This is a genomic window from Rhizobium sp. FKL33 (assembly GCF_005222915.1).
Classification (GTDB): Bacteria; Pseudomonadota; Alphaproteobacteria; order Rhizobiales; family Rhizobiaceae; genus Rhizobium_E.
In genome coordinates this window covers 245,531-266,065 of record NZ_STFX01000009.1, presented here as the reverse complement: position 1 = coordinate 266,065, position 20,535 = coordinate 245,531, and the positions used below count along the sequence as shown (strand labels likewise).

The following is a 20,535-nucleotide window of genomic DNA, read 5'->3' as shown; positions in this document are numbered from 1 at the left end:
TCGCGTTATCCCGATCAGGCCCAGAAAGCCGGGATGGTCTCGGCGAGACGCGGACCGATGCGCAGCGGCGCCACCTTTTCGGCGAGCCCGGTGCGATCGGAGATCTCGACGCCCACGCCGCAGATCGTGGCTGGGCCATTGGCCGGCTCGAACCGTCCGCGGGCGATCTTGGTGATGAAGCGGTTGAGCGGCTCTTCCTTCTCCATGCCGAGCGAGGAATCGTAATCGCCGCACATGCCGGCATCCGTCATATAGGCCGTGCCGCCATTGAGGATCTGGCAATCGGCGGTAGGCACATGCGTATGCGTGCCGACCACCAGGCTCGCGCGGCCATCGACGAAATGGCCGAAGCACTGTTTCTCGCTCGACGCCTCGGCGTGGAAATCGAACAGCACCGCGTCTACTTGTTCGCCCAGTGGGCAGGCGTCGAGAATGCGCTCGGCGGCCATGAAGGGATCGTCGAGATCGGGATGCATGAACACCCGGCCCATGATGTTGGAGACCAGCACCCGGGCCCCGTTGCGGGCGATGAACACGCCGGAGCCTTTGCCCGGCGCGCCGGGCGGAAAATTGGCGGGACGGATGAACTGGTCGTGCCTGTCGGCGAAGACCAGCGCCTCGCGCTGGTCCCAGACATGGTTGCCTGTGGTCACCACATCGGCGCCGGCGGCGAGCGTGTCGAGAAAGATCTCTTCGGTGATGCCGAAGCCGGCGGCGGCGTTTTCGCCGTTCACCACCACGAAATCGAGCTTGAGATCGGAAATCAGGCCCGGCAGCCGGTCCCAGACCGCCTGACGTCCCGCGCGGCCCACCATGTCGCCGAGAAAGAGAAGCCGCATTTATTGTCCTTTCGAGAATGTTCTGTAACCGCTTTCGGTCACCACGGCGTCGAGGGGGACGTCATGCGCCTCGGCGGGAACCGCCTCCACCTCTTGGCAATCGAAGGCGACGCCGATGAGCATGGGCTGCTTGCCCTTGGCGTGAAGCCGCGCGATGGCGCGATCATAATGGCCGGCGCCGTAGCCGATGCGATTGCCGCCGGCGTCGAAGGCGGAAAGAGGCATCAGCAGGATCTCCGGATCGACCACCGGCGCATCCGCAGCCGGGCCGGTGGTGCCGAAGCCGGTGCTGACCACAGGCGCGCCATCGACCAGTTCGCGGAAAACGATGGTCTGGCGATCAATCACCGCCGGCAGGCAGAGACGCGCGCCGCGGCCTTTGAGCCGATGCATCAGCGGGCGCAGGTCGGCTTCGGAACGGATGGGGAAAAAGCCGGATATGATAGCACCGGGGTCGAACGCCAGCGCGTCAGCCGCATGATCGCCGATCGCGAGACTTTTCTCGATGCGATCGGTTTCCGCAATGGCGTCGCGCGCCGCAAGCCTGCCCATGCGGATGTCGTTTTTCAGGGCCTTGATGTCCATGCCGGGTTCCCAGAGATGTCGGGCCATTCGTTTAGGCCTGTTTCTCGCCCGGGGCAATGCGTCACCGCGCCCGAACCAAACGCAAAGACGGCGTTTCACAGGAGATTGGAGGCTATGTTGACCGTGAGCGCCAGGATGAAGGCGTTGAACATGTAGGAAATGACCGAATGGACCAGCACCGTAGCCCGCATTGCGCGGCTGGCGACCGAGATATCCGCCGTCTGGCTGGCGACGCCGATTGTGAAGGCGAAATAGAGGAAATCGACATAGTTGGGCGCGATCTTGTCGGGAAAGTTCAGCCCGCCCTCGCCCTTCCGGTCGAGCGCCAGATAGTATTCATGCGCATAATGCTCGGTGAAGATCACATGGATAAAGATCCAGGACGAGGCGATTGTGAAGGCGGCCAGCGCGGCGTGAAATGCGCCATTCTCTCCCTCACCGTGGCGAACATGAGAGAGGACGACAATCGTCGCCCCCAGGCTGATGATCACCGCCAGAAATGACAAAGCGAGAACCGCGAAACGACCTTCATCCGTCGCCTTGGCCCGCTCCTTCATATCCGCGTCGTCAGAGGTGAACATCAGGGTGAAGATCAGCGTCAGGAACAGCAGCACCGAAATGTTCCAGGACAGAAGCAGGCTGACCGCCGTCGACACTCCGCCCGACCAGGCAAGCGCGGAATGCAGCATCAATCCCAGCGCCGCCGCGCCGTAAAAGCGCGGCCGTCGCACGACATGACGCTTGAGCCGGATGGGCAGCGACACCGGGCGCTCAGATCTTGAACAGTGATTCGGCGGCGCTGCGGCTCGAGGTCTTGGCGGCGATCTCGCGGTTCAGCCTGGAGATCTCGTCCTGAAGCAGCGCAATGCGGGCGCGAAGCTCGTCGGCCGACAGCATGGATATGTCCATGCCGATCTCATGAGCGAGTTTGCGGGCGGGTTTGTCGTCGTCGTTGAGGCTCATGCGGCTTCCACTCCTGCGTCGCTGGCCGGCTTGGCCGGCGTCTGGTCAGAGGCGGCGGAGGATAGCTGAGAACGCGGGTTGAGCGCCAGACTTTCCGGCGTGGTCTGGGTCCCAGAAGAGATGCTCCGGTAGCTGTCGCGTTCTCCCACCGGGATCGGCGCGCGCAGGCGCGAACGGACGATGGCGTAAACCGTGATCAGCGCATGCGCCGCCGCCGTGACGCCGAGCAGCGCATAGGGTCCGAAACGCTCCATGATCGGGCCGCCAAGCGTGGGCCCGATCACCGTGCCGACGCCATAGAGCAGAAGGAGGCCCCCCGAGACATTCATGAAGTCGGACGGCTTGGCGAAGTCGTTGGCGTGCGCCACCGCGATCGGATAGAGCGCATTGGCGGTGGCGCCATAGACGCCGATCAGCAGAAGCAGCGTCAGCACGTTCTGCGGTTCGAGCAGGAAGATCTGGATGCCGGCGAGCCAGGCGATGCCCGATAGAATGGCGAGAACATAACGCCGGTCCATGCGATCGGACATGCGGCCGGCCGGCATCTGCATGGCCGCGCCGGCGAAGATGGTGATGGTCATCATCAGCGCGATGTCGCCGGAGGAGAGGCCGGCTTTCGCGCCGAACACGGCGCCGAGCGTGCCCCAAGCGCCGTTGGCGATGCCGACCAACAGGATGCCGATGAAGGAGACGGGCGAATTGCGGTAAAGCGCGGCGAGGTCGAGCTTGATCTCGCTGAGCGGCGCCGGCGACTGCGCGTTGGACACCAGCGTCGGGATCATCGCCACGCAATAGAAGATGCCGGCGATCATGAACAGGATCGGCGTCTGTATGTCGACGAAGGCGACCGTCATCTGCCCGCCGACGATGCCGATCAGCGTGATCGAGATGTAGAGCGAGAAGATCATGCCGCGGCTCTCATTGCTGGCGCGTTCGTTGAGCCAGCTTTCGATGATCATGGCGGTCGCCGCGGTGCCGAAGCCGGTGGCGGCGCGCGACAGAACCCAGAATGTGGGATTGATGACGATGCCGGTCATCAGCGCGATGATGGCGATCAGCGAGATGAAGCCGGAAAAGGCGCGGACATGGCCCATGCGCTTGACCAGCGGGCGGGCAAAGATGCAGCCGAGCACGAAGCCCGCCGCCCAGGAGGTGCCGAAGAAGCCGAGAATGGTTTCGGAATAGCCTTCCGACGTGCCGCGCATGGGCATGACGAGACTGTGCAGACCGTTTCCGAGATAGAGAAACAGCGTTCCGATGAGAAGCGCCATGACGGAAACGAGATTTTGCGGCATCGTCGATCCTCTGAGCCAGTGCCTCGACCGTCCCCGCGCGGCTGAGCCTGACGAGACCGGAGAGCGGTGATATGGATTTCGGCAAGGCCGCGATTCGCCTATCGTCCCCCGGCGTCGCCGCTTGCCCATGCGCCGCCAAAAAGCGGATCATCCCGCCGAGACTAAGGCAAAACTTTTAAGGATTTGAGATTTGGCGAAAATTCTTCCGCTTCTCGGCGTCATCCTCATGGTTTTGCATATCGTCCGGCCGCTCGGTCTGCCGGGCCTCAGGCGACGGCGCGATTTCTGGAAGATCGCGCTCGTGATGCTCGCCGCCCTGGGTATGACCGCGCTCCTGCGCGAATGATCATTTCTCGGTCAGCTTCAATTCGATGCGGCGGTTCTGATCCCTTGCTTCCGGCGTGTCGCCCTCGGCGATCGGCTGGAATTCGCCGAAGCCGGCCGCAACCAGGCGATTGGCCGGGACGCCCTTGGAAATCAGGAACTTGACCACCGAGGTGGCGCGTGCCGAAGACAGTTCCCAATTGTCGCGATAGCGCCCGGAGCCGGTGAGCGGCACATTGTCGGTATGGCCGTCGACGCGCAGCACCCAGTCGATCTCAGCCGGAATTTCCTTGGTGAGCTCGATCAGCGCCGCGGCCAGCTTGCCCATTTCCTCCTGGCCGGCAGGGTTGAGATCCGAGCCGCCCGACGGGAACAGCACTTCCGATTGGAAGACGAAACGGTCGCCGACGATGCGGATATTCTCGCGATCGGACAGGATCTCCCTCAGACGGCCGAAGAAATCGGACCTGTAGCGATTGAGCTCCTGGACGCGCTGGGCGAGCGCGACATTGAGGCGGCGGCCGAGATCGGCGATCTTGGCCTGGGAATTCTTGTCGCGCGCCTCCGACAGCTGCAGCGCCTGCTCGACGGCGGCGATCTGCGAGCGGAGCGCGGCGATCTGCTGGTTGAGGAGCTCGACCTGGTTGAGCGCCTGCTCGCTGATCTGCTTCTGCGCGTCGAGTTCGCCCGAAAGTTCTCCGATCCGCTTGTTGGCCACGTCGGAGGAGCCTGTCCCCTGATCGAGAAGCTTCTGCAGCCGCGACTTCTCGCTCTCGGCGTCGGCCAGCTGGGCCTGAATGTTGGCGAGACTGTCCTCGACATCCTGCTTGCTGCCCTTTTCGAGCGCGAGCAGCTGGGTCAGCTCGTTGATCTGGCTGTTCAGCCGATCGAGCACCTCGTCCTTGCCGGTAATCTCGCGGCTGAGGATGAACTGGCCGAGCACGAAGACCGTGAGAAGGAACATGATAGCCATGAGCAGCGTGGAGAGCGCATCCACGAAACCGGGCCAGTAATCGATGCTGCGCTGGCCGCCGCGACGCCGCAAGGCCATCTCACTTGTCCTCGAATTTTTCGGTCAGCTTGTCGAGCGTCCGGCGTAGCGCCTTGGCTTCCTCCTGCTGCGCCTCGATCCAGTCGCGCAGCATCTGCTGTTCGGTGCGCATGTTGCGCACCAGTCCCTGGATGCCCTCGGCGAGGCTGGCCATGGCGGCGGTGGAGCGCTGATTGCCGCCGCCTTCCTGGGTGATGCGCACCAGCTGTTCGGAGAGCGACTTGAGCTCCTCGGTCGACCCGGTCCCCGCCTCGATGACGGGAGCGAAATCGGAGGACACGTCGGTGACCGAAGACAGCCAGTTCTCGAGCTCGTTATAAAAGCGGTTCTGCGCCCGGCCGGCCTGCAGATCGAGGAAGCCGAGGATCAGCGAACCCGAGAGACCGAAGAGCGAAGACGAAAAGGCGGTGCCCATGCCCTGAAGCGGCGCGGACAGACCCTGTTTCAGCGTGTTGAGAATGTCGGCGCTCTCGCCGGTGCCGGGATCGAGGCCCTGGATGACCGAATTGATCGAGCCGATCGTGCCGAGCAGACCCCAGAAAGTGCCGAGCAGGCCGAGAAAAACCAGGAGACCGGTGAGATAGCGCGTGGTGTCTCGGGTGTCGTCGAGGCGGGTCGCGATGGAATCGAGAATGGAGCGAAGGGCCGCGGTGGAAATGGCGCCGGTGTTGGACGAGCCCATCAGCGCCCGCATCGGCGCGAGCATCACCGGATCGCGGCCTACCTTCTCGGCGCTGCCGACGGCGCGGAAAGAGTTGAACCAGCGAACTTCAGGCCTCAGCGCCAGCACATGGTTGAAAGCCAGCAGAATGCCGATCAGCGCCACGCCGAGAATCAGCCCGTTGAGGCCGGGATTGGCCGAAAAGGCCGTATGCGCCTGCCGGAAGAGGATGGCGCCGGCGAAACCGACCAGAATGAGAAACACCACCATCGTCCAGAAATAGGACATCGGGCTCGAAAGCTTGCGCCCATAGCCCGCCCCCTCCGCCGATTCGCCTTGGTCGCCCCCGAAAAAACCCGCACCGGCCATGAACCTGTCCACTCCTGCAAATGTCGGCTTGGAAACTAAATGAGAATTGCGCCGAATTGAAGAGGCAAGCAGGCGGTGAATCCCATGCTGTCCACCGGCATGACGCCTGGCCGCTCCCGCGGATCGGCGCGGCAAGACCGCCCGTGCCATTTTGACTTGCCGTAGCGGAAGCAAACAGAATCTATACTGTTTGTTAACCGTCTCGGCGTATAACTGTTGTTATCCAGAGCTTCTGGATTCAGACGGTCTCGCCTTGAGAAGTGGTCTGATTTTTCTCCCTGTTTTACCTTGAGAGCCGCTTTTCGCGGCTCTTTTTTTGCGCTTTTTCCGGCCGGGTTACGGGCGGCCCGAGCGCGGGAGTTCCACCGCTTTCGAGTCAACTTGTGGAGATTAACCCTTCCTTAAGAATCATGTTGCGAAAAGCCGGGACTGGCGGCATGATCCTGTTAAGAAGAGCGGTCCAGACGGATCTTAATGCTGGCACGGATCGTTAGTGTAGTCATGCGTAAACAGGAAACGACAATGCTTGAATCGGGCGCCAACACCATCAGTTTTGCCGGCCACGTCGCCTCGTCTTCGCAGTTCAAGGCGCTCTATGCCGAAGGCATGGCCCTGGTCGAAGAGACGGCGAGCTATCTCGACGGCGCAGGCCGCCTGGCTTCCAAGAGCCTGCCGCGCATGTCCTCGGTGCTCTACGCCGCCGAATCGATGCGCCTGACCACCCGTCTCATGCAGGTCGCCTCCTGGCTGCTCTTGCAGCGGGCGATCAACAACGGCGAAATGACCCGCGAACAGGTCGTCTCCGAAAAGAAGAAGGTGCGTCTCGACTCCTTCAACGTCGACCGCAACGCGCCGGGCTGGAGCGATCTGCCGGAAGCGTTCCGCGACCTCGTCGACCGCTCGGTGCGCCTGCAGAATCGGGTGTCGATCCTCGACCGCGAGATCTACCGTCCGTCGGAAGTTCCGGCCATCGAAGCCAACAACCAGAATTCCGTCCAGGCGCAGCTTTCGCTTCTGAAGACCGCCTTCGGCGGCCAGTAACACAACCGCGCCACCGGCGTGGACATGCTTTGAAGCCGGCCTGCGGGCCGGCTTTTTGATTGGGAAAACAGGCTGAAACGTTGAAAAAGCAGCCGGTGCGGTTGACAGAAATAGAGTCTCCCGTTACATGCCTCCCAACTTCGGGCGCGCCCTTCCCTGAAAGGCGCGCCTTTGAATTGTCAGTCACGCCGGGCGACCGGCAAACAGGTCCGGATCAGTACAATGAAGATCAAGAATTCGCTGAAAGCGCTCAAGGCACGTCATCGTGAAAACCGTCTGGTCCGCCGCAAGGGCCGGATCTACATCATCAACAAGCTGAACCCGCGCTACAAGGCGCGCCAGGGCTGATCAGCCCGGCTTCAGCTTTTTTGTTGGCGAATTGGCGCTGGCGGGTTACCATACCCGCCATGCGCTTTTTTGTATTTGCCCTCTCCCTCGCCCTGACCTCTCCCCTGCTCGCAGCGGAGACCAAGACGTCTGCGCCCGCGCCGGAGCGGATTGTCGAGCAGAAGATCCCACCATTGACGCCGCCGGACCAGGAGATGGATCTCCTGTTCGCCCAGCTCAAGAAAGAGCGCAACCCGCAGGCGGCCAGACTGATCGCCGACCGGATCGTCGGCGGCCTGGCTTATTCGGGCAGCGCCACGGTCGACCTCTTGATGGAAAACGCCCGCAAGGCGAACGAGGAGAAGCGCTTCGGCGCGGCGCTCGATTTTCTCGATCAGGTCACGCTGCTTGCGCCTGACTACGCCGGCGGGTGGAACGCCCGCGCCACGCTGCATTACCAGATGGGCAATTTCCCCAAGGCCATGGCTGACACCGCCCATGTGCTGACGCTCGAGCCCAGACATCTCGGTGCGCTTTCGGGGCTCGCTGCAATCCTGGCCCAGTCGGGACGCGACCAGCAGGCGCTCGAGGCGCTACAGGCCTATCTCGATCGCTACCCGGCCGACCGCGACGCGCAGAAGCGAGCGATCGAGCTGATGATCAAGATCGATGGCCAGCGCACCTGAAACCTTCGGGCCCAGGATGCGTATCAGTGTCTGAGCCTCTACCATCCTTCATTCAACCGGCCCTCATGATCGTCCTCGCGAAATTCCTCGTCGCCATCCTCATGGGCGTCGCAACGCTTGCCGCCCTCGCCTACGCCTTCAGCCGCTGGGAAGCCGCCCGCATCGCGAGCCGCTACCCCAATACAGGCGAATTGACCGATGTCGGCGGCTTCCGGATGAACAGTCTGCATTGGCCTGAGCCCGCCGAGGCCGACTTGCCGCCGCTCGTCTTCATCCATGGCGCGAGCGGCAATCTGCGCGACCCCTGGGGCGCCTTCTTCGAGCCGCTCAAGGACAGGGCGGAGATGTTGTTCGTCGACCGCCCCGGCCATGGCTATTCCGAACGCGGCGGCCCCGAAAACCTGACGCCGGCGGGACAGGCGGATGCGATCGCCGCGCTGATGCGAAAAAAGGGAATCGCCCGCGCCATCATCATCGGTCACTCCTTCGGCGGCGCGACGGCGGCGAGTTTCGCGCTCTTTCACCCGGACATGACGCTTGGGCTGGTGTTTCTGTCCCCCGCGACCCATCCCTGGCCGGGCGGCGTGGATTGGTATTACGATCTCGCCAACACGCCGGTGATCGGACCGATCTTCTGCAACACGGTGGCGCTGCCGGCGGGGCTGATGCAGTTGAGCAAGGGCGCCGTGCATGTCTTCGCGCCCAATCCCGTTCCCAAGGGTTACCTCGATCGGGCCGCGATCCCTCTGGTGCTGAGGCCAGACAATTTCTGCGACAATGCCCGCGACGTCGCCAATCTGCTGGCTTACGTGAAAGAGGCGCAACCGCGCTACAAGGAGATCACGGCGCCGGCGATCGTCATCACCGGCGACAGCGACGATATCGTGTTGGAGGAAATCCATTCGCGCGGGCTGAAGCGGGATCTGCCGAATTCGGAGCTTTTGTGGGTGCGCAATCTCGGCCACAAGCCTGACTATATCGCCACCGACCTGGCCATTGCCGCAATAGAAAAGATCGCGGGAAAGCCCCGCGATCTCGAAAGCATCATGCGTGAAGTCGAGGCGCGGATCGCGCCGAAATCCTGATCAGACGCCGCTCTGGCCGTCCGAACCGATATAGGCGATGCGCAGCATGTTGGTTGCGCCCGGCGTGCCCAGTGGAACGCCGGCGGTGATGATGACGCGGTCGCCCGGCTTACCGAAGCCTTCGGCATGGACGATGCGGCAGGCGCGATTGACCATGTCGTCGAGGTCGGACGCGTCTTCCGTCACCACGCAATGCAGGCCCCAGACCACCGACAGACGGCGCGCCGTCTCGATGATCGGCGACAGCGCGAGAACCGGCACGGTGGGCCGCTCGCGGGCGGCGCGCAGGCCGGTGTTGCCGGACCCCGTATAGCAGACGATCGCCGTCAGCTTCAGCGTCTCGGCGATTTCACGCGAGGCGAGCGAGATGGCATCGGCGCCGGTCGGTTCCGGCTTCGGACGCTGGGCGTGGATGATGTTGGTGTAATAGGGATCTTTCTCGACCGTGCTGGCGATCGACGCCATCGTCCGGACCGCTTCGATCGGATACTGGCCGGAGGCCGATTCCGCCGAGAGCATGATCGCATCGGCGCCTTCGAACACGGCGGTGGCGACGTCAGACACTTCGGCGCGGGTCGGCACCGGCGCAGTGATCATCGATTCCAGCATCTGGGTGGCGACGACGACGGGCTTGCCGACCTTGCGGCAGGCGCGGGTGAGCTGCTTCTGCAGGCCCGGAACGGCTTCGAGCGGCATTTCCACGCCGAGATCGCCGCGGGCCACCATCAGCGCGTCGGACATCTCGATGATCTCGTCGATGCGTTCGATCGCCTGCGGCTTTTCGATCTTCGACATCAGGCCGACGCGGCCCTTGGAGATCTTGCGCACTTCGGCGAGGTCTTCCGGACGCTGCACGAAGGACAGCGCCACCCAGTCGACGCTGCCGGTGGCGAGCACGGCTTCGAGGTCGACGCGATCCTTTTCGGTCAGCGCGCCGATGCCGAGCAGCGTGTCGGGAAGGCTGACGCCCTTCTTGTCGGAAATGCGGGTGCCGGCGACGACCTTGGCGACGATCTTCGTGCCATCACATTCATCGGCGATCAGATGCAGCTTGCCGTCATCGATCAAAAGGCGATGGCCGGGCTTCACGGCTTCGAGAATCTCCGGATGCGGGAGGTTGACGCGCGTGGCGTCGCCCGGCTCGGGATTGTTGTCGAAGGTGAAGGTCTGGCCCGGCGTCAGGTCGACGGGGCCGCTGGCGAATTTACCGACGCGGAGCTTCGGGCCCTGCAAGTCGGCGAGAATGCCGATCGGGCGGCCCGAACGGGCTTCCACAGCGCGGATGCGGCTGATGAGGGTCCGCATCAGGTCATGGCTGGCATGGCTCATATTGATGCGGAACAGGTCCGCCCCGGCCTCATGCAGCTTCTCGATCATCTGCTCTTCGCTGGAGGCTGGACCAAGTGTGGCGAGGATTTTGACTTTCCTGTTCCGCTTCATCAATTCTGGCTTTCTTGTGCTGCGGGCGTGTCGGTGAGCTGAACCATCCAGCTTCCCTGCCGCCCCGTGTCATATTCCTTGAATCCGAACTGCTGATAGCCGCGGGCATAGCAGTCCTGGACGCCGGTGATCTTGAACTCGTTTTCCGCCACGCACATGTTGACATTGCCGGTCCACCGGCCGCCGCGCGTCGCGTCTTCCGCATAGAGATAATAGAACCGGCTCTGCAGTTTTCCCTCGATGAGGGTGGCGCATGTCGTTGCGGGTATCTGCCACCATCCTTCGGAAATCCATCCTTCCTTGGCGCGATAGCCGATGGCCACGCCGACGAGATTCTGCGTGGCGTTGCAGACGCGGAACTCCGCCTTCGCCACGTTCGGGGCCGCGAGCGCCGCGCCGAAACCGATGGCCAAGGGCGCAGCAAACAACGCGAACGAACGCCGCAACGCCGAATTCCGACCGGCGGACATGCGAACGACAGCGCAGCGATTCGGCGCCACCATACGGAGGATGTAATTCACGAGCATGACGTAGAGCTGGCTCCCACCTGCTGATTGCCCTTGTGCGTTGGCGGCACAGGATTGTCAACGCAAAATTCAATCGATTATATCGGTCCAAAAGCCTGACATTCTTATCAGCGGCGGCTCACATGACGTGAAAGCCGGCCGCCTGCGGGGATAAACCTGCTCAGGCGCTTGATTCCGATACTATTAGGCCTTGAACAAAGTCTCAACACGGACCGCCTTGAAACCGCCAGGCCGGCATGACAAGACAGCAAAAACGTGAAAAATTATGTCGATGTCCTCATATCCCGCCTATGAAATCATTCCCGGCGACCCCGCTTGCGGGCTTGTCCTGCTCGCCGACCACGCCACCAACCGCCTGCCGGCGGAATACGGCTCCCTGGGGCTGCCGCCGGAAGCCTTCGAGCGGCATATCGCCTATGACATCGGCGTCGAGGCGCTGACGCGCAGCCTGGCCGCGCGACTGGGCGCCCCGGCCGTGATGAGCCGCTTTTCGCGGCTGCTGATCGACCCCAATCGCGGCGAGGACGATCCGACGCTGATCATGCGTATTTCGGACGGCGCGATCATTCCCGCCAACCATCCGCTGTCCGCCGAAGAGCAGCGCTCGCGCATCGAGCACTTCCATCGTCCCTATCATCAGGCGGTGAGCGACGCGATCGCCGAGACAGAGCGGGCCTCGGGACGCGCCGCGCTGGTCCTGTCACTCCATTCCTATACGCCCCATTGGAAAGGCGTCGCGCGCGCCTGGCACGCCGCCGTGCTCTGGGATTCCGACCCCCGCGCCGCCATGCGGCTGATTTCCGCGCTGCGCGACATCGACGGCGTCCTCGTCGGCGACAACGAGCCCTATGACGGCGCGCTGCGCGGCGACACGATGCATCGCCACTGCACCGTGAAGGGTCGTCCGCATGCGCTTCTCGAAGTCCGGCAAGACGAGATCGGAACGGACGAGGGCGTGGGGCTCTGGGCGGACAGGCTCACTCCTGTCTTCACGGCGCTGAACAATGACCCGGAACTGCATCATATCGAAATCTTCCCATCGCGGACCGACCGCATCTGGGCCTGAGGAGACTGCTATGAGCGAGTTGAGCCAAGACGACGTCACCAGGCTGGAAGCCGCCGCGTTCCGGCGGCTGGTCAGCCATCTGCGCAACCGGCCGGAAACGCAGAATATCGACCTGATGAACCTCGCCGGTTTCTGCCGCAACTGCCTCGCCAACTGGTATCTCGACGCCGCCGAACAGGCCGGCCTGCCGGTGACGAAAGATCAGTCGCGCGAAGCGATCTACGGCATGCCCTATGAGGACTGGAAGCGACTGAACCAGCGCCAGGCGAGCGACGCGCAAAAGGCGGCCTTCGAGATCAACCGCCCGAAGGAATAATCCCCTTCCCGCGATTCCGCTTGACCTTGTCCGCCTTTCGCTGCAGGTCATCGGCCCGTATTGAGAACAGGAATCAGAAGGAGCAGTCCTATGTCCGACGCGCATGGCGTGGCCCGCGATCAGCTCAGATCTTTCATCGAGCGCATCGAACGGCTGGAAGAAGAAAAGAAGACGATCGCCGACGACATCAAGGACGTCTATGGCGAAGCCAAGAGCACCGGCTTCGACACCAAGATCCTCAAGAAGGTCATCCAGATCCGCAAACAGGACAAGGATGAGCGCATGGAACAGGAAGCGATCCTCGAGACCTATCTGATGGCGCTCGGCATGATCGAAGGTCCGCCGGACGAATAATCCCAGCGATCGAAGCCCACAAAAAAACCGCCGGAAACGGCGGTTTTTTCATGTCTCGGTTTTAAAGCTCAGTTGGTTTCCGGGAACTTCTTCACCGGGATGAAGTTCACAGCCGAACCCGAGAAGCGGGCCGGATCGATCTTCGCGGACTGCGTGAAGCCGTCGGCGTAGACTTCCGTCGGCTGGACGCGCATCGTCTTGCTCACGAAACGCGGCGCTTTGACGGGCTTGGCGACTTCGGCCACGCGACCTTTGCTCAACGCCCATTTGGCGATCATGTTGCCGGTCAGTTCAGGACCAGAAACCTTCTTCTGCACCTTGGCGGCGGGCTTGGCGGGCTGCACGGCGGCCGGCTCGAAAGAACGGGTGGCCGTCTCGGTGGTCACATCCAGCGACGCAAGTTCCGCCAGCTTGTTCTGTTCGCGGCTCGGTTCATCGAGGCTGTCGATAATCCCTGCCACTTCATCCTCATCCGTCGCTTCGATCGGCGGTACGGACGCAGACTGAGCTGCCAGAGCCGCTATTTCCTCAGGCTTCACATCGCCCGCAGGAACTGCGATGTCGCCGTCCTGGCCGGCTTTCGCCTGCTCTTCTTCGGCCGGACGCGCGCCGGGCACCGGAACGGCGGTCAGCAAAGCCGCAGTGGACGGATCGAGAGAGGCGGTCATGGTTTCCGCCTCGCCGTCGCCGGGCTGCTTGCGCTCGCCTAGCAGGCTCGGAGCGGGCACATGCACCTTGGCGAGGTCGACGAATTCGGGTTGATCCTCAGGCTTGGGGGTCAGGGCCGCCTGCATGGCTTCCTCAGCCGGATTGCGGCTGGTGGACAAAAGCGCGGTTTCGATCGCCGGCTGCACCGGTTCAGCCGGACGGAGCGACGGAACAGGCGCATTAATCGGCTTGTCCTCAGGCTCCACGGCAGCCGTCAGGATGGCCTGCTGCGTTTCCGGCTTGGATTTCTTGGCAGGCGCTGCAGCGACCTGGACTTCGGCCTCAGCGATATCGCCTTCGTCCTCGTCTCCGCCGCCGAAGAGCGCAGCCAGCAGGCTCTTGCGCTTGGTGGTGTCGCGATCGGAATTGTTGGAGCCGCCGCCGGCCACCAGGATGGCGTCGGCGCCGACGCGGCGCTTGTAATCGGCCAGCGCGGACGCATAGCCCGGCATCACGCCGCCTTCGGCCGGCTTGTGCAGGGTGCGTCCATCCGGAAACAGGCGCGACAATTCGCGACGCGGCATGCGCGGCCAGGAGCGGACGCCGCCGACATCCATATGCACGAAGGGCGAACCGGAGGTCGGATAGAAACCGACGCCGCCGACCTGGAACTTCATGCCGATCTCGCGCAGCTTCCTGAGCGAGACGTCGGGAATATAGAAGTCCATCGCCTTGCCGAGCACGTGCTGGCTGCGCTCGGCCACGCCCTTGGTGCGCGAACGCAGCATGGCGTTGGTCTCGGGCGCGCGATAGCCGCCGATCACGTTGATATATTCGCGGGAGCCGGACTTCTGGTAGACTTCCCAGATCAGGTCGAACAGGCGCGGATCCATCCGCGTCGGCTCGTTGCGGCGCCAGTCGCGCAGAATATAATTGAGCTTCTTCAGGCCTGCGGCGTCATAGCGGCCGTTGCGCTTGAAGACGATGATGGCCTTTTCGTGAGAATGCACATGGTAGATCTTCAACGCACGCGTCTGCGCGGCGGAGGCCGGCGCGCCCTGAAGGGCGACGACGGCGAGAATGGCCGCCGGGAGCATGGCTCGGAGACCTGCGCGCGCCGCGCCGACCGCTTTCGCGATGCGACGAACAGCGCCGGCTGCCCGGCTCTTGGTCTCAACCTCTTGATGCAACTCGATCCCCGTACACTGGCCGCCGCTACCGTTGATTCCAATACTGGTCAATTACGGTTAGACGATGGCAATCGCGTTCTGGCGCCTATCCGAAGTTATAGTGAACGATGCACTAACAAGGGTTAAACGCCAATCAGGTTTTTCACCAATCGCTGGCTTTATCGCAGCTTTCTCGTTTTTTTCCAGTCTTTTTTAACGAATCAGCTCAGCGTTTCATTTTTCAACCTGACGCTCTCTGCTTGCTCCGAACTGGCGGCGCCCGCCATGATCCCTGTCAACCGGATCGGATTTTCGGGGTATCTCGACACGCGCCGAGGCCCGCCGCGTGAGGGACACGGCGGGCCTTGCTCGTCAGCCAGTGTGTTATCAGCCGGCGACATCCTCCAGCGCCAGCTGCTTCAGCGGATCATCGGGATCAATCCCGTAATCCTTGAGCTTGCGGTAAAGCGTCGAGCGGCCGATGCCGAGCCGGCGCGCCACCTCGCTCATTTGCCCGCGATAGAAGCGCAGCGCAAAGCGGATCAATTCTTCCTCGACGGAGGCGATGGTGCGAACGCCGCCGTCCTTGCCGATCGCCGACAGAATGCCTTCGGTGATCGGGCTGTGCATCGTGACGCGCGGCGGCTCGCTGCGATAGACGGCGTCCGTCGTCTGGCGGGGGAAGACGGGCAGACCGGCCGGCGGCTCCGCGCCGGCGAGAGACGGCGCCGACAGCACATCGCGAACGCCGGCAAAGATGCTCTCGCCATTCTCGTTGATATAGCCCGGGATCTGCGCCGCAATCTGGGTGAAATCCTCGACGCCGAGTTGCGGGCCGCGGGCGAGCACGACGGCGCGGAAGATCGAATTCTCCAGCTGGCGGATATTGCCGGGCCAGTCGAAGGCCGTCATCAGCGCCATGGCGGCCGGCGTCAGTTCCGGGACGGTGTCGAGCTTCTGCGCCGCCGAGAAGCGCTCCACGAAGGCGCGGGCGAGAACCGGGATGTCCTCCTTGCGCCGGCGCAGCGCCGGAATGGTGATCGGGAAGACGTTGAGCCGGTAATAGAGATCCTCGCGGAACTCGCCGGCCTTGACGGCGGCGATGAGGTCCTTGTTGGTGGCCGAGATCAGCCGCACATCGACCTTCTGCGGACGGCGGGCGCCGATCGTCTCGATCTCGCCGTTCTGGATGGCGCGCAAGAGCTTCACCTGAACGTCGAGTGGCAGTTCGCCGATTTCGTCGAGGAACAGCGTGCCGCCGTCGGCCTCGATGAATTTGCCGGCGTGCTTTTCCGTCGCGCCTGTGAAGGCGCCCTTCTCATGGCCGAACAGAATGCTTTCGACGAGATTGTGCGGGATGGCGCCGCAGTTGACGGTGATGAAGGGCTTGCCGGCGCGATCGCTGGCGGCCTGGATGGCGCGGGCGACCATTTCCTTGCCGACGCCGGATTCGCCTTCGAGCACCACGGGAATATCGGATTGCGCCGCGCGGCGGGCGAGATCCATGACGCGCGACATGGCCGGGCTGACCGCGACGATGTCGCTGAAGCGGACCGCGCCGCTACGGGAGCGCGCCGGATTGCGCGACAGGCTGGTGCGGTCGACCTTCAGCGCATTGCTGATCGCCGAACCGATGCGCTCGGGGCTGACCGGCTTGACGACGAAGTCGAAGGCGCCGGCCCGCATGGCCATGACCACCGTGTCGATGCCGCCTTGCCCGGTCTGGACGATGACCGGTATGTCGAGGCCTTTTTCACGCACCGCGTTGAGAAAGGCGATGCCGTTCATCTCCGGCATCATCAGGTCGAGAATGATCACGCTGATCTTGTCGCCGTGGCGCTCGAGCGATTCCAGGCCCATCTTGCCGTTCTCGGCGAGATGCGGCGTATGACCGATACGTTCGACCGCGTTCTTGAGCAGCCGGCGTTGCACCGGATCGTCATCGATCACAAGAATATGCGTGTTCACGGGCTTTTCCCCCTGTTATTTCCGCTTGTGGACACAACATGACAAACAGCCTTGAAAATCCCGTTTTGAGAAATGCTTGCATTTTATCGATCCGGGCGGCAAACAGATAAAACACAGAAATCAAAAGGAAATCTGCGATGAAGTTCTTGCCCGATCTGACCGGCGCGTCTCGTTTCCGGCCGGTTTTCGCCACCGAGGCGGCAGCGGCCGCATCCGATCTCGGCGTCCTTCCGGAATGGAACCTCGCCGATCTCTATCCCGCTCCGGACAGTGACGCCTTCAAGGCGGATCTCGAAAAGGCGAGAACCCTGTCGGAGGCCTTCGAAACGCGTTGGAAAGGCAAGCTCGCTTTTGCCGCCGCCCAGTCAGGCGCAGATGGCCTGGGCGCAGCGGTGGAAGCCTATGAAGGCCTCGAAGACCTGATCGGCCGCGTCGGCTCCTATGCCGGGCTGCATTATTATGGCGACATGACAGATCCGGCGCGCGGCAAGTTCTTCGCCGATGTCAGCGCGGCCATCACCGACATGGCGAGCCATCTGCTGTTCTTCGCGCTTGAACTCAACCTCGTCGAAGACGCTGCGCTCGCCGCCGCCTTCGACCATGACGCCAAGGCCGCGCATTACCGTCCGTGGATCGAGGATCTCCGCAAGGAGAAGCCCTATCAGCTCGATGAAAAGCTCGAACAGCTGTTCCTCGAAAAATCCCAGACCGGCGGCCAGGCCTGGAACCGGCTGTTCAACGAGACGATCGCCGCGCTGCGCGTGCCGTTCGGCGGAGACCAGATCACGCTCGAAGCCGCGCTCGACAAGCTGCAGGAAAAGGATCCTGATGTCAGGCGGACGGCGGCCGAAGCCATCAGCCAGGTGTTCAAGGACAATGTCCGCATTTTCACGCTGATCACCAATACGCTCGCCAAGGACAAGGACATTTCCGACCGCTGGCGCGGCTTCAAGGACATCGCCGACAGCCGGCATCTGTCTAACCGCGTCGAGGGCGAAGTGGTCGACGCGCTGGCCGCCGCCGTCAAGGCTGCCTATCCGCGGTTGTCGCACCGTTACTACGCCATGAAGGCCAAATGGCTGGGCATGGAAACGCTGAATTACTGGGACCGCAATGCGCCGCTGCCCGAAGCGCCGGCCACAGCGGTGGCATGGGAAGAGGCGCGCGACATCGTGCTGTCAGCCTACCGGCAGTTTTCGCCCGAAATGGCGGAGATCACCCAGACCTTCTTCGACAAGAACTGGATCGACGCCCCAGCCCGCCCCGGCAAGGCCCCGGGCGCATTCGCCCATCCCACCGTGCCCTCGGCGCACCCTTACGTGCTCGTCAATTATCTCGGCAAGCCGCGCGACGTGATGACGCTTGCCCATGAACTCGGCCATGGCGTGCACCAGGTGCTGGCCGCCGGCCAGGGCGCGCTGATGGCCTCGACGCCGCTGACGCTGGCCGAGACGGCCTCGGTGTTCGGCGAAATGCTGACCTTCCGGGCGCTGCTCGCCAAGACCAAGGACAAGACCGAGCGCAAGGCGATGCTGGCGCAAAAGGTCGAGGACATGCTCAACACCGTGGTCCGCCAGATCGCCTTCTACCAGTTCGAGCGCAAGCTCCACACGGCGAGAAAAGACGGCGAACTGACATCAGAGCAGATCGGCGAACTCTGGATGTCCGTACAAGGCGAAAGCCTGGGGCCGGCGATCAGGACGTCAGAGGGCTATGAAAACTGGTGGATGTATATCCCCCACTTCATTCATTCGCCCTTCTATGTCTATGCCTACGCCTTCGGCGACTGCCTGGTGAACTCGCTCTATGCGGTTTACCAGAACGCCGAGGACGGCTTCCAGGAGAAGTATTTCGCGCTTCTGAAGGCCGGCGGCAGCAAGCACTACGCCGAACTCTTGAAGCCGTTCGGCCTCGACGCGTCCGACCCGTCGTTCTGGGACAAGGGTCTGTCGATGATCGAAGGGCTGATCGACGAATTGGAGGCGCTTGATAAGAGCGCCTGACCAGAGGACCTGAACCGCATGGCGCCAGCCGAACCCTTCATCCTGCTTCGCGACGACCGCAGGAACGAGACCCTGTTTTTCGCCGAGCCTGAGGAGTTGATCCTCGCGCACGACGCAACGGGTTTCGAAGACGGTCTCGCGCGGCTGGAAAGGGCGCGGCGCGCCGGCAAATGGATTGCCGGCTTCATGAGCTATGAGGCAGGCTATCTCTTCGAGGCGAGGCTGGCGGGCTATGCCGGCCAGAACCGGGCGACGCCGCTGATGGCCTTCGGCGTGTTCGATGCGCCGAAATCCGATCATCCGCTCGCCAAACCGCGCCAGCGGCTCGACAACGAAGAATTCCTGCAAGAGCCGCAAGCGGAATGGCCGTTCGAAACCTATCGGGAGCGCTTCGACCGGCTGCACTGGCATCTGCGCCAGGGTGATTGCTACCAGGGCAATCTGACCATGCCGGTCCGCGCCGTCTGGTCGGGCGATCCGCTGGCCGCCTTCTGGTCGCTGATCTCGCGGCAGCCCGTGCATTACGGCGCGCTGGTCAATCTCGGCGGCCCCATGCTGTTGTCGCGCTCGCCGGAACTGTTCTTCAAGGTCGATGAAGACGGCTGGATCGAGACGCATCCGATGAAGGGCACCGCTCCGCGCGGCGCATCCGCCACTGAAGACGAGGCGATCAAGGCGGCGATGATCGGCGACGAGAAGACCCAGGCCGAAAACCGCATGATCGTCGATCTGCTGCGCAACGACATTTCGCGCATCTCGGAAGTCGGCACGCTCGGCGTGCCGAAACTCTTTCACATCGAGACCTATCCGACCGTGCATCAGATGGTGTCGCATGTGCGCGCCAAACTGCTGCCCGATCTGACGCTGCGCGACATCTTCGCCGCGCTGTTTCCCTGCGGCTCGGTGACCGGCGCGCCGAAAATGCGGGCGATGGAGATCCTGCACGAAATCGAGGCCGGTCCGCGCGACGCCTATTGCGGCTCGATCGGCTTTGTCGCACCCGATGGCCGCATGTGCTTCAACGTCGCCATCCGCACCATCTCGCTGTTCGAGAATGGCGAAGCCGTATTCAATGTCGGCGGCGGCATCGTCTTCGATTCCAATGCGGAAGACGAATATGCCGAATGTCTCCTGAAGGCGCGCTTTGCGCTCGGCGACCGGGAGATCGCCCGGTGACGATAGCGCCGGATTTCTCGCTGATCGAGACGATGCGGGCGGAACCCGGCGCAGGCGTCGTGAGGAGCAATCTGCACCGGAACCGATTTTTCAATTCGACGCGCAAGCTCGGTTTCGCCGATCCCGCGATGGCTTGGACGGCGGCGCTGGAGGCGGCTCGAACTGTGGAGGCGCCGACCCGTCTCAGGCTCGAATTCTGGGCGGACGGACGGCACGACATTCAGTCCGCCGCATTCCAGCCGCTCGCCGAGGGATCCGTCTGGCGTCTCGCCATTGCGACGACGGCGCGACTGACCTCGAACGGTCCGCTTCTGCGTCACAAGACCTCCAACCGCGCGGTCTATGACGCCGCCCGTGCCGAATACGCGCGCGATGACGCGGACGAGGTGCTGCTGCTCAACGAAAAAGGCGAACTCTGCGAAGGCGCGATCACAAATCTCTTCGTCGAGGGCGACGACGGCCTCTTGCTGACGCCGCCGCTGTCCTCCGGCTGCCTCGCCGGCGTGCTCAGGACGTCGCTGCTCTGCGCAAAGAAAGCGCGCGTAGCCCTTTTGCGACCGTCCGACCTCGCTGGCCGAACAGTCTATGTCGGCAACTCGCTGCGCGGACTGATCCCGGCGCGGCTCGGCGTATGAGCGGCGC

Annotated in this window: 22 protein-coding genes; 11 read left to right on the top strand and 11 right to left on the bottom strand. The window is 62.9% G+C overall.

Features of this window, described 5'->3' with window-relative positions:
• Window positions 1-14: 14 nt before the first annotated feature.
• The 5 genes from E8Q41_RS07450 to E8Q41_RS07430 all read right to left on the bottom strand — a co-directional run bounded on the left by E8Q41_RS07450 (window position 15) and on the right by E8Q41_RS07430 (window position 3,682).
• Window positions 15-839 (bottom strand): YmdB family metallophosphoesterase, encoded by an 825-nt coding sequence (locus E8Q41_RS07450; RefSeq protein WP_137154875.1) that lies wholly within the window; start codon window positions 837-839, stop codon window positions 15-17.
• Window positions 840-1,424 (bottom strand): 5-formyltetrahydrofolate cyclo-ligase, encoded by a 585-nt coding sequence (locus E8Q41_RS07445; RefSeq protein ID WP_137154874.1) that lies wholly within the window; start codon window positions 1,422-1,424, stop codon window positions 840-842.
• Between the two features lie 95 nt (window positions 1,425-1,519).
• Entirely contained in the window at window positions 1,520-2,188 is a 669-nt protein-coding gene (locus tag E8Q41_RS07440) for a DUF1345 domain-containing protein (protein WP_137154873.1), read from the bottom strand.
• 7 nt (window positions 2,189-2,195) lie between these two features.
• A complete protein-coding gene (locus E8Q41_RS07435) occupies window positions 2,196-2,387 on the bottom strand; it encodes a DUF1192 domain-containing protein (protein ID WP_137154872.1) in 192 nt (63 codons plus the stop codon).
• Complete coding sequence (locus tag E8Q41_RS07430; protein ID WP_137154871.1) at window positions 2,384-3,682, bottom strand: MFS transporter; 1,299 nt, start codon at window positions 3,680-3,682, stop codon at window positions 2,384-2,386. Before E8Q41_RS07430 ends, E8Q41_RS07435 begins: the two co-directional genes overlap by 4 nt.
• Before the next feature lie 190 nt (window positions 3,683-3,872).
• Between E8Q41_RS07430 and E8Q41_RS25495 the strand changes: the two genes are divergently transcribed.
• Window positions 3,873-4,028, top strand: a complete 156-nt coding sequence (locus tag E8Q41_RS25495; protein ID WP_170976394.1) for a hypothetical protein — start codon at window positions 3,873-3,875, stop codon at window positions 4,026-4,028.
• Here the strand turns inward: E8Q41_RS25495 and E8Q41_RS07425 are convergent, their stop codons facing one another.
• Entirely contained in the window at window positions 4,029-5,057 is a 1,029-nt protein-coding gene (locus E8Q41_RS07425) for a peptidoglycan -binding protein (protein WP_137154870.1), read from the bottom strand. It lies immediately after the preceding gene.
• A 1-nt stretch (window position 5,058) separates the two neighbouring features.
• The gene (locus E8Q41_RS07420; RefSeq protein WP_137154869.1) at window positions 5,059-6,087 is read right to left on the bottom strand and encodes a flagellar motor protein MotA; all 1,029 of its coding nucleotides are present in this window, start codon (window positions 6,085-6,087) and stop codon (window positions 5,059-5,061) included.
• A gap of 522 nt (window positions 6,088-6,609) precedes the next feature.
• Here E8Q41_RS07420 and E8Q41_RS07415 point away from each other — a divergent pair.
• The 4 genes from E8Q41_RS07415 to E8Q41_RS07400 all read left to right on the top strand — a co-directional run bounded on the left by E8Q41_RS07415 (window position 6,610) and on the right by E8Q41_RS07400 (window position 9,226).
• Complete coding sequence (locus E8Q41_RS07415) at window positions 6,610-7,128, top strand: DUF1465 family protein (RefSeq protein ID WP_137154868.1); 519 nt, start codon at window positions 6,610-6,612, stop codon at window positions 7,126-7,128.
• A gap of 222 nt (window positions 7,129-7,350) precedes the next feature.
• Window positions 7,351-7,476, top strand: coding sequence for a type B 50S ribosomal protein L36 (gene ykgO / locus E8Q41_RS07410; RefSeq protein WP_025557146.1), 126 nt, complete (start codon window positions 7,351-7,353; stop codon window positions 7,474-7,476).
• A gap of 59 nt (window positions 7,477-7,535) precedes the next feature.
• Window positions 7,536-8,141, top strand: coding sequence for a hypothetical protein (locus E8Q41_RS07405; RefSeq protein WP_137154867.1), 606 nt, complete (start codon window positions 7,536-7,538; stop codon window positions 8,139-8,141).
• 101 nt (window positions 8,142-8,242) lie between these two features.
• Window positions 8,243-9,226: an alpha/beta hydrolase gene (locus tag E8Q41_RS07400; RefSeq protein WP_137154933.1), complete on the top strand. Its 984-nt coding sequence runs from the start codon at window positions 8,243-8,245 to the stop codon at window positions 9,224-9,226.
• Here E8Q41_RS07400 and pyk read toward each other — a convergent pair whose 3' ends face one another.
• A complete protein-coding gene (gene pyk, locus E8Q41_RS07395) occupies window positions 9,227-10,666 on the bottom strand; it encodes a pyruvate kinase (protein WP_137154866.1) in 1,440 nt (479 codons plus the stop codon).
• Window positions 10,666-11,094 (bottom strand): DUF1036 domain-containing protein, encoded by a 429-nt coding sequence (locus tag E8Q41_RS07390; protein WP_246660117.1) that lies wholly within the window; start codon window positions 11,092-11,094, stop codon window positions 10,666-10,668. Before E8Q41_RS07390 ends, pyk begins: the two co-directional genes overlap by 1 nt.
• Window positions 11,095-11,464: 370 nt before the next feature.
• Between E8Q41_RS07390 and E8Q41_RS07385 the strand changes: the two genes are divergently transcribed.
• The 3 genes from E8Q41_RS07385 (at window position 11,465) to E8Q41_RS07375 (ending at window position 12,929) form a co-directional block, all read left to right on the top strand.
• Window positions 11,465-12,259 carry an N-formylglutamate amidohydrolase gene (locus tag E8Q41_RS07385; RefSeq protein ID WP_137154931.1) on the top strand — a complete coding sequence of 265 codons (795 nt, stop codon included), beginning with the start codon at window positions 11,465-11,467 and terminating at the stop codon, window positions 12,257-12,259.
• A gap of 10 nt (window positions 12,260-12,269) precedes the next feature.
• Window positions 12,270-12,575: a DUF1244 domain-containing protein gene (locus E8Q41_RS07380; protein WP_137154865.1), complete on the top strand. Its 306-nt coding sequence runs from the start codon at window positions 12,270-12,272 to the stop codon at window positions 12,573-12,575.
• A 90-nt stretch (window positions 12,576-12,665) separates the two neighbouring features.
• Window positions 12,666-12,929: a DUF2312 domain-containing protein gene (locus E8Q41_RS07375; RefSeq protein ID WP_137154864.1), complete on the top strand. Its 264-nt coding sequence runs from the start codon at window positions 12,666-12,668 to the stop codon at window positions 12,927-12,929.
• Between the two features lie 68 nt (window positions 12,930-12,997).
• On the opposite strand, the gene E8Q41_RS07370 is transcribed toward E8Q41_RS07375, so the two are convergent.
• Together E8Q41_RS07370 and E8Q41_RS07365 are read right to left on the bottom strand one after the other, a co-directional pair.
• Window positions 12,998-14,767, bottom strand: coding sequence for a DUF882 domain-containing protein (locus E8Q41_RS07370; protein WP_246660112.1), 1,770 nt, complete (start codon window positions 14,765-14,767; stop codon window positions 12,998-13,000).
• A 366-nt stretch (window positions 14,768-15,133) separates the two neighbouring features.
• Window positions 15,134-16,714: a sigma-54 dependent transcriptional regulator gene (locus tag E8Q41_RS07365; protein ID WP_137154863.1), complete on the bottom strand. Its 1,581-nt coding sequence runs from the start codon at window positions 16,712-16,714 to the stop codon at window positions 15,134-15,136.
• Between the two features lie 137 nt (window positions 16,715-16,851).
• Between E8Q41_RS07365 and E8Q41_RS07360 the strand changes: the two genes are divergently transcribed.
• The 3 genes from E8Q41_RS07360 to E8Q41_RS07350 are packed head-to-tail and all read left to right on the top strand — an operon-like array spanning window position 16,852 to window position 20,528.
• Window positions 16,852-18,717: a M3 family oligoendopeptidase gene (locus E8Q41_RS07360; RefSeq protein ID WP_137154862.1), complete on the top strand. Its 1,866-nt coding sequence runs from the start codon at window positions 16,852-16,854 to the stop codon at window positions 18,715-18,717.
• 18 nt (window positions 18,718-18,735) lie between these two features.
• On the top strand, window positions 18,736-19,893 hold the full coding sequence (locus tag E8Q41_RS07355; RefSeq protein ID WP_137154861.1) for an aminodeoxychorismate synthase component I: 1,158 nt from the start codon (window positions 18,736-18,738) through the stop codon (window positions 19,891-19,893).
• Window positions 19,890-20,528, top strand: a complete 639-nt coding sequence (locus E8Q41_RS07350) for an aminotransferase class IV family protein (protein WP_281405299.1) — start codon at window positions 19,890-19,892, stop codon at window positions 20,526-20,528. The genes E8Q41_RS07355 and E8Q41_RS07350 overlap by 4 nt, the downstream gene beginning before the upstream one ends.
• The last annotated feature ends 7 nt before the right edge of the window (window positions 20,529-20,535 follow it).

Bases quoted from the DNA above. Each gene is read 5' to 3' on its own strand.
- E8Q41_RS07420 (WP_137154869.1), bottom strand. From the start codon at position 6,087: ATGGCCGGTGCGGGTTTTTTCGGGGGCGACCAAGGCGAATCGGCGGAG.
- E8Q41_RS07435 (WP_137154872.1), bottom strand. From the start codon at position 2,387: ATGAGCCTCAACGACGACGACAAACCCGCCCGCAAACTCGCTCATGAG.
- E8Q41_RS07425 (WP_137154870.1), bottom strand. From the start codon at position 5,057: ATGGCCTTGCGGCGTCGCGGCGGCCAGCGCAGCATCGATTACTGGCCC.
- E8Q41_RS07450 (WP_137154875.1), bottom strand. From the start codon at position 839: ATGCGGCTTCTCTTTCTCGGCGACATGGTGGGCCGCGCGGGACGTCAG.
- E8Q41_RS07380 (WP_137154865.1), top strand. From the start codon at position 12,270: ATGAGCGAGTTGAGCCAAGACGACGTCACCAGGCTGGAAGCCGCCGCG.
- E8Q41_RS07400 (WP_137154933.1), top strand. From the start codon at position 8,243: ATGGGCGTCGCAACGCTTGCCGCCCTCGCCTACGCCTTCAGCCGCTGG.
- E8Q41_RS07445 (WP_137154874.1), bottom strand. From the start codon at position 1,424: ATGGACATCAAGGCCCTGAAAAACGACATCCGCATGGGCAGGCTTGCG.
- pyk (WP_137154866.1), bottom strand. From the start codon at position 10,666: ATGAAGCGGAACAGGAAAGTCAAAATCCTCGCCACACTTGGTCCAGCC.
- E8Q41_RS07375 (WP_137154864.1), top strand. From the start codon at position 12,666: ATGTCCGACGCGCATGGCGTGGCCCGCGATCAGCTCAGATCTTTCATC.
- E8Q41_RS07430 (WP_137154871.1), bottom strand. From the start codon at position 3,682: ATGCCGCAAAATCTCGTTTCCGTCATGGCGCTTCTCATCGGAACGCTG.
- E8Q41_RS07415 (WP_137154868.1), top strand. From the start codon at position 6,610: ATGCTTGAATCGGGCGCCAACACCATCAGTTTTGCCGGCCACGTCGCC.
- E8Q41_RS07355 (WP_137154861.1), top strand. From the start codon at position 18,736: ATGGCGCCAGCCGAACCCTTCATCCTGCTTCGCGACGACCGCAGGAAC.
- E8Q41_RS07385 (WP_137154931.1), top strand. From the start codon at position 11,465: ATGTCCTCATATCCCGCCTATGAAATCATTCCCGGCGACCCCGCTTGC.
- E8Q41_RS07405 (WP_137154867.1), top strand. From the start codon at position 7,536: ATGCGCTTTTTTGTATTTGCCCTCTCCCTCGCCCTGACCTCTCCCCTG.
- ykgO (WP_025557146.1), top strand. From the start codon at position 7,351: ATGAAGATCAAGAATTCGCTGAAAGCGCTCAAGGCACGTCATCGTGAA.
- E8Q41_RS07360 (WP_137154862.1), top strand. From the start codon at position 16,852: ATGAAGTTCTTGCCCGATCTGACCGGCGCGTCTCGTTTCCGGCCGGTT.